Source organism: Bradyrhizobium cenepequi (assembly GCF_020329485.1).
Taxonomy (GTDB): Bacteria; Pseudomonadota; Alphaproteobacteria; order Rhizobiales; family Xanthobacteraceae; genus Bradyrhizobium; species Bradyrhizobium cenepequi.
In genome coordinates this window covers 1-6,441 of sequence record NZ_JAGKJI010000108.1, presented here as the reverse complement: position 1 = coordinate 6,441, position 6,441 = coordinate 1, and the positions used below count along the sequence as shown (strand labels likewise).

At 59.7% G+C, this 6,441-nt stretch carries 7 protein-coding genes and 1 pseudogene; 4 read left to right on the top strand and 4 right to left on the bottom strand.

Annotation, left to right across the window (positions count from 1 at the left end):
- The 3 genes and pseudogenes from J6497_RS40035 to J6497_RS40025 all read left to right on the top strand — a co-directional run.
- Positions 1-214 (top strand): annotated as a pseudogene (locus tag J6497_RS40035) (ABC transporter substrate-binding protein); the annotation flags it as partial.
- A 23-nt stretch (positions 215-237) separates the two neighbouring features.
- Positions 238-1,341 (top strand): ABC transporter ATP-binding protein, encoded by a 1,104-nt coding sequence (locus J6497_RS40030; RefSeq protein WP_225709648.1) that lies wholly within the window; start codon positions 238-240, stop codon positions 1,339-1,341.
- Positions 1,342-2,252: 911 nt separating this feature from the next.
- Positions 2,253-3,377: an amidinotransferase gene (locus tag J6497_RS40025; RefSeq protein WP_225709647.1), complete on the top strand. Its 1,125-nt coding sequence runs from the start codon at positions 2,253-2,255 to the stop codon at positions 3,375-3,377.
- Positions 3,378-3,416: 39 nt separating this feature from the next.
- Here J6497_RS40025 and sugE read toward each other — a convergent pair whose 3' ends face one another.
- Positions 3,417-3,731, bottom strand: coding sequence for a quaternary ammonium compound efflux SMR transporter SugE (gene sugE / locus J6497_RS40020; protein ID WP_225709646.1), 315 nt, complete (start codon positions 3,729-3,731; stop codon positions 3,417-3,419).
- Between the two features lie 698 nt (positions 3,732-4,429).
- Between sugE and J6497_RS40015 the strand changes: the two genes are divergently transcribed.
- Positions 4,430-5,521 (top strand): TRAP transporter substrate-binding protein, encoded by a 1,092-nt coding sequence (locus J6497_RS40015; RefSeq protein WP_225709645.1) that lies wholly within the window; start codon positions 4,430-4,432, stop codon positions 5,519-5,521.
- A gap of 133 nt (positions 5,522-5,654) precedes the next feature.
- Here the strand turns inward: J6497_RS40015 and J6497_RS42380 are convergent, their stop codons facing one another.
- The 3 genes from J6497_RS42380 to J6497_RS40000 all read right to left on the bottom strand — a co-directional run.
- On the bottom strand, positions 5,655-5,939 hold the full coding sequence (locus tag J6497_RS42380) for an integrase core domain-containing protein (RefSeq protein WP_225709644.1): 285 nt from the start codon (positions 5,937-5,939) through the stop codon (positions 5,655-5,657).
- A 68-nt stretch (positions 5,940-6,007) separates the two neighbouring features.
- Positions 6,008-6,196, bottom strand: a complete 189-nt coding sequence (locus J6497_RS40005) for a hypothetical protein (protein ID WP_225709643.1) — start codon at positions 6,194-6,196, stop codon at positions 6,008-6,010.
- Between the two features lie 44 nt (positions 6,197-6,240).
- The coding region (locus tag J6497_RS40000; RefSeq protein WP_225709382.1) for a hypothetical protein at positions 6,241-6,441 on the bottom strand (201 nt) is incomplete at its 5' end.

Genomic DNA, 6,441 nt, shown 5'->3' with positions numbered 1-6,441 from the left:
AAAGCTTTATCTGAACTGGTGCCTGTCGAAGGAGGGTCAGAGCTTCATGATCAAGGAGCAGGGCAACCTGACCTCGCTGAAGGAGAGTCCAGCCTATCCCGAAGGCTACGATCCCAAGATCGTAAAGCCCTGGTATCCGAACTTCGACCAGTATGTGAAGCTGCATGCCGACTGGGTTGCCGATTGGGACAAGATCTATGGCTACCGTCAGTGATCGTTGGTTGAATTGGTGTAGACATGACGGCGACGCTCGAAGTCACTAACCTGCGCAAACAGTTTGCGATTGGCCGGCCGGCGATCGACGGCGTCAGCTTCGCCGTGCCGGCCGGCGAGATCGTGGTGCTGCTCGGCCCCTCCGGCTGCGGCAAGACCACGACGTTGCGCTGCGTCGCCGGATTGGAGCATCCGACCGGCGGCGAGATCTCGATCGGCGGCAAGGTCGTCTCGTCGCCGGAGCGCGGCATTCTGGTGCCGCCGCGTTCGCGCAACCTCGGCATGGTGTTCCAATCCTATGCGGTATGGCCGCATATGACGGTGCGGCAGAACGTGATCTATCCGCTCCGGCACCGCAAGGTGACGCGCAGCGAAGCCAACCGCAAGGTCGAGGAGGTGCTGAAGCTGGTCGGCCTGTGGGAATATGCCGACCGGCCGGTGGTGGCGCTGTCCGGCGGCCAGATGCAGCGCGTGGCGCTGGCGCGCAGCATCGTCTATCACCCGCAGCTCCTGCTGCTCGACGAGCCGCTGTCGAATCTCGATGCCAAGTTGCGGCTGCGGCTGCGCGACGATCTTCGCGTCATCCTCAAGAAGACCGGCATGACCGCGCTCTATGTCACTCACGACCAGGCGGAGGCGGTCGTGCTCGGCGACCGCATCGGTGTGATGCGGGACGGCAAGTTGTTGCAGATCGGCAGCCCCGACGAGATCTACAACCGTCCGGCGGATCTATTCATCGCCAATTTCACCGGCGCCACCAACGAGATCGCCGGTACCTTGATCGAGGCCAACGGCAAGTTCGGCTTGATCGATTTCGGCGAGGGCCGCCGTGCCGAAGCATCGCTGCTGCACCGGCTCAGCCCCGGCGATAAGGTGCGGATCGCGCTGCGGCCGGAGAATGTCTGCATCGGCAGACAGGAGAACGGCAATTCGTTCGCGGCCCGCGTGGTCGACCGCCGCTACCAGGGTACGCAGACGGTCTACGAAATCGATTTGTTCGGCAACAAGCTCGAGGCGCTCGAGCTCGGCACGGCAGCACGCCATACCGTCGGCGTCGAGACGCCGATCTGTCTGCCGCGCGAAGCCTGCTGGGCCTATCGTGACGCGGGACCGGCGTCGTTCGACTGATACCGCACTCTACGTCGACGGAATATCGAGCAGGGCTATGGCGGGCTCCTCGCGACGTCGGGCGTCACGATTTCACTTCACTGGATCAGGAAAGATGTCGGCGGCGCGCTGGAACGCCGCAGACCAGGGCTCAAGACTCCAGACCGTTCGGCCCTGCGGGTTGCAACCTTCGCATCCTCGATCGTGCCAGCGAAACCGCGAGTGGCATCGTCGAAATCGGCGGTATCCCGCTGCTCGGAAATGGCGGTGGCAATCTGATTGATCGGCAAGGCGCTCGACGAGAACGAGGAGAAGATTGAAGCCGTTCTTACGACGCCACGCGCGATCTCTTCGGGGCTCCAAGATGCCCACACTCGACTGGCTGAACTGCAGAAGAGCGAAGAGGCGGCTCCGGCCAATTCTGCCACGGGCAGCCGTCGCGCAGGCCGTCTCAGGCATCCCCCGCGCTGATCCCGGAGGAAGGGTCACCCCCCAGTTTTGACATCGCCTAATCCGCTTTCGACACTTCTGCAGCGGTTCGCTTGCGCTCGCCTCTCTCAGCCATGCCTGCCGGGATCATGTCCCAACGTTTCCGCAACCTTCACCACCATCGCTTTTGACGACAGCAGCTTGCGGTGGCTTGAGGTCGGCACCTGATTGCCGAACCCGAAGGGCCCTCCTTCATCTCTCGTACAGTTGCGCATCGCCGTGTGCGGGCAACGCTCGTGACACAAAACCCGAGGCGGACATGGACACCTTGACGCTAGTGCCGGGCCCAATCGCCTCAGTTGAATCGGCAAGCGGCTTGTTTTTTGATTCATACGAACCGTTCCGGTGGTAGATCACGCCGACTCTTTGCCCGCCGAGCGCATCTCGCCTTCCGTTGGAACCCCCAATGTGCGCGACCGTTATAGCGTGCAGAGGCTCACGCCATGGACATGGTCACACGCACTGTCGGCCCGGACGCCGCCCCGGCAGGGCGGGTTTCTCCAGTGAACTCACACAACGAGTGGGACCCGCTGGAGGAAGTGATCGTAGGAAGGCTCGAGGGTGCGACCATCCCGTCCGGTCATCCGGTTGTGACCTGCAACATTCCGGGCATGGCTGCATGGGCCCAGTCGCTGGTCGCAGGCTGCCGCTTTCCCAAGATCTTGATCGAACCGGCGCAGCGCGAGCTTGATGGCTTTGTTGCGCTGTTACAGTCGCTGGGCATCGTGGTAAGGCGGCCGGAACCGGTTGATCACAATAAACGCTTCAGCACGCCGGAGTGGTCTTCGCACGGGTTCTGCAATTCCTGCCCGCGCGACAGCATGCTCGTGATCGGCGACGAGATCATCGAAACGCCGATGGTTTGGCCATGTCGCTACTTCGAGACCCACTCCTATCGTCCGATCCTGAAGGACTATTTCCGACGCGGCGCGCGCTGGACCGCCGCACCCAGGCCGCAACTCACGGACGAGCTGTTCGATCCGGAGTTTTGCGTCCCCGAAAAAGGCGAGCCGATCTCATATATCCTGACTGAATTCGAACCGGTCTTCGACGCCGCCGATTTCTTTCGCTGCGGGCGCGACCTGTTCGTGACCCGCAGCAACGTCACCAATGCGTCCGGTATTGAATGGCTCCGTCGCCACCTTGGGGACCATTATCGCATTCACGAGATCGAGAGCCGCTGTCCCAATCCGATGCACATCGACACCACCATCTTGCCGCTTGGGCCCGGCAAGATTCTGGTCAATCCTGAATACATAGACGTCGACCGTCTGCCGACCATCTTGAAAAAATGGGACATCCTTGTGGCCCCGGAGCCCGACCCGATCGCCGATCGTATGCTCAAGATCACTTCACTATGCGGGAAATGGCTCAACATGAACGTGCTGACAGTGGACGAGAAGCGCGTCATCGTTGACCCGCATCATACAGGAACAATGCGTGCGATAGAAAAATGGGGATTTGAGCCGATCCCATGCGAATTCTTGCATTACGCCGCATTTGGCGGTGCCTTCCACTGCGCCACGCTCGACATCCGGCGGCGCGGTTCGTTGGAGAGCTATTTTTGAGCGCCAACCTTTCGTGAGATCCACATGACGCCACATGGGCTAAGAGGTGATTTTCAGACCGATGATGCCCGAGAGAATGAGGCCGATACAGGCAAGCCTGAGCAACGTCGCGGGCTCATTGAAAAGATAGATACCAAGCGCGGTAGCGCCGACGGCGCCAATGCCTGTCCACACTGCATAGGCCGTCCCGACCGGCAGCGACTTGAGCGCCAGGCCGAGCAATCCAATACTGGCCGCCATAGCCGCAACTGTGCCGATTGTGGGTAACAGGCGCGAGAATCCTTCCGTGTATTTGAGGCCGATCGCCCAAGCGGTTTCGAACAGGCCAGCAACGAGCAGGAAGAACCAAGCCATGGGAAATCCTCCTCAAAATGTATGTTTCATCTCTAGTCCTCTCCACGCTATTTTGCGGTTGCTGCAGCGCGTCCGCGTAAAAAAGTGGGACAGCGAAGATTTATGAATTTGAAAAGAAGAAATAGCCTATTTCGTACGACGGGGCGGGCTTCCGCGATCCAATTTGCTGAGCTGACGATCGAAAAGACAGCTAAAAAGATGCCGCAGTCGGGATAGCGAAGTCCGTTCGAGCCAGTTCGGCCGGGTTTCCGGGTGCTCATCGCGGCAAGTGGCCTCGTGGGTGTCTGCTCGTGGCCCATCGCGTCATTTCGCTGCAACGCAGCGCTTCGGTCGCTTTCAGGTCAAGCCGACATCAGGTGGCAGACAGGCCCGGCTGGCTCAGCCGAGAATGACCCGTTGCGGAAATGATCTCTCGTTCGTAGGTCTGCGTCGCGCCATCAGTTCACGCACAACAAGCACAAATTGTGGATCAGGGGCCGCGTTCTGCTGGGATAGCCATGGATTGCCGCAACGCAGCGTGGCAGCTGATCGAGGAGCTCGCCGGCTACCGAGTATCCCTAATGCCTGATATCATCAGGATCTTTGGCGGGTTCATCTAAGGAATACCGGCTAACATGAAAAACTGATCCCCGGGGTGCCGCCCGAAATCGCCGCGAGCTGGCGACCCCAAATGCGTGAAAGTCCCAAGGGGAAACGCCATGAAACGTCGTGAATTTCTGAAAACGGCAGGCGTAAGTCTAGCTGCTTCAAGCGGCATCGGCGCGCCGGCCATCGCACAGTCGATGCCCCAACTGAAGTGGCGCTGCGCCACGAGTTGGCCGAAGTCACTCGACGTTCCCTTCAGTGCGTCGGAGACGATCTCGAAATATGTCGCGGAAGGCACTGATAACAAGTTTCAGATTCAGCCTTTCGCCGGCGGCGAGATCGTTCCTGCACTGCAGGCGGTCGATGCGGTCACCAACGCCACGGTCGAGATGTGTCACACAGCCGCCTATTACTTCGTTGGCAAGGATCCGACCTTCGCACTCTATTGCTCCATTCCGTTCGGGCTGAATTCGCGCCAGCAGAATGCTTGGTTTCAGGATCACGGCGGCCAAGACATGCTCAACGAATTCGGCAAAAAGTACAATTTGTACGGCATTGCTGGCGGCAACACCGGCACTCAGATGGGCGGCTGGTTTCGCAAGGAGATCAACAGTGTAGAAGACCTCAACGGCCTCAAAATGCGGATCGGCGGATGGGCTGGCAAAACGCTTTCCAAGCTCGGCACCGTCCCGCAGCAGATCGCGGGCGGCGACATCTATCCTGCATTGGAAAAAGGCACCATCGACGCGACCGAATGGGTTGGCCCCTACGACGACGAGAAGCTCGGCTTCTATAAGGTCGCCAAGTACTACTATTATCCTGGCTGGTGGGAAGGCGGCACAGCGCTGCACTTCTTCATCAATCTGGACAAGTGGAATGCCTTGCCGAAGGCTTACCGGTCGCTGCTTACGGCGGCTTGCGGCTACACCAATATGGACGTCCAAGCGCGATATGACGCGCGCAATCCGCAGGCGCTCAAGCGCCTCGTGGCAAACGGGACGCTCCTCCGTCCATTCAGCCTGGCGGTGATGGAAGCCTGCCTAAAGGCTTCCAACGAGGTCAATGCCGAAACCTCCGCGTCCAACCCCGATTTCAAGAAGATCTACGATTCGCAGATGGACTTCCGAACCGACGAGAATCTCTGGTGGCAGGTCGCCGAGTACTCCTACGAAAGCTTCATGATCCGCATGCACCCGAAGGGCTGAACAGCGTCCATTGGCACCGCGACCCTGTCGTTCACGGCGGCGCCGTGACCGGATTTACCGGATTGGCCAAATCTAATCAGCGCGAATGCTGGCGGCCCATCCGACCATCTCGCTCCTGTGTGTACCGAAAACCCTAAATCCGACCATAGTGGTGATGAAGTCCGCCCAGGACGGCGCGTGAACTGATGACGCCGGTTCGCTGGACCGAGCGAGAGACAGGCGCATCCTTGTTCAGGGATCGATGAGTGCTGACGCCGTTGCAGTAATGAGCGTAAGATTTTAAAATCCCGCGGAGATGCACCTCACCCAAAACGATGACGTGATCCAAACACTCACGCCGGATCGATCCGAACAGCCGTTCGGCAAAGCCGTTCTGCCAAGGTGAAGCCGGTGAAGTAGGCTTGTCCCGGATGCCCATGGCGCAATCGGCGCATGACAACGCTGCCATAAATCCGGTCGCGATCGCGGATGAGATAGTCCGGAGCCTCATCCCAAGGGAAAGGCTGCTGTTATTTGACGTGCAACCCATTCTGCCGTCGGATGTGTTGTGACGTTGATCCAGACGAGGTCTTTTCGGTCGAGCCGAACGACGACGAAGGCATAGAGCAGGTCGAAACCGATCGTAGGAACAACGAACAGGTCCATGGCGGCAATGTCCGGCGCGTGCTTACGCATGAAGGTCCGCCATCCCTGGCTGGGCGGCCCCCGCCGTTTGACCATTACTTGGCGACGCTCGACTGCGCGACTTCAAACCCAAGCTTGAGCAGTTCGCCGTGGATGCGCGGCGCGCCCCACAGCGGATTTTCGACGCTGATCCGCCGGATCAACGCGCGCAGCTCGGTTTCGATCGGCGGTCGCCCTCCCAAAGATCGTGACTTCCAGCGCCAATAGCAGCGAAAGCCGGAGCGGTGCCAGTGGAT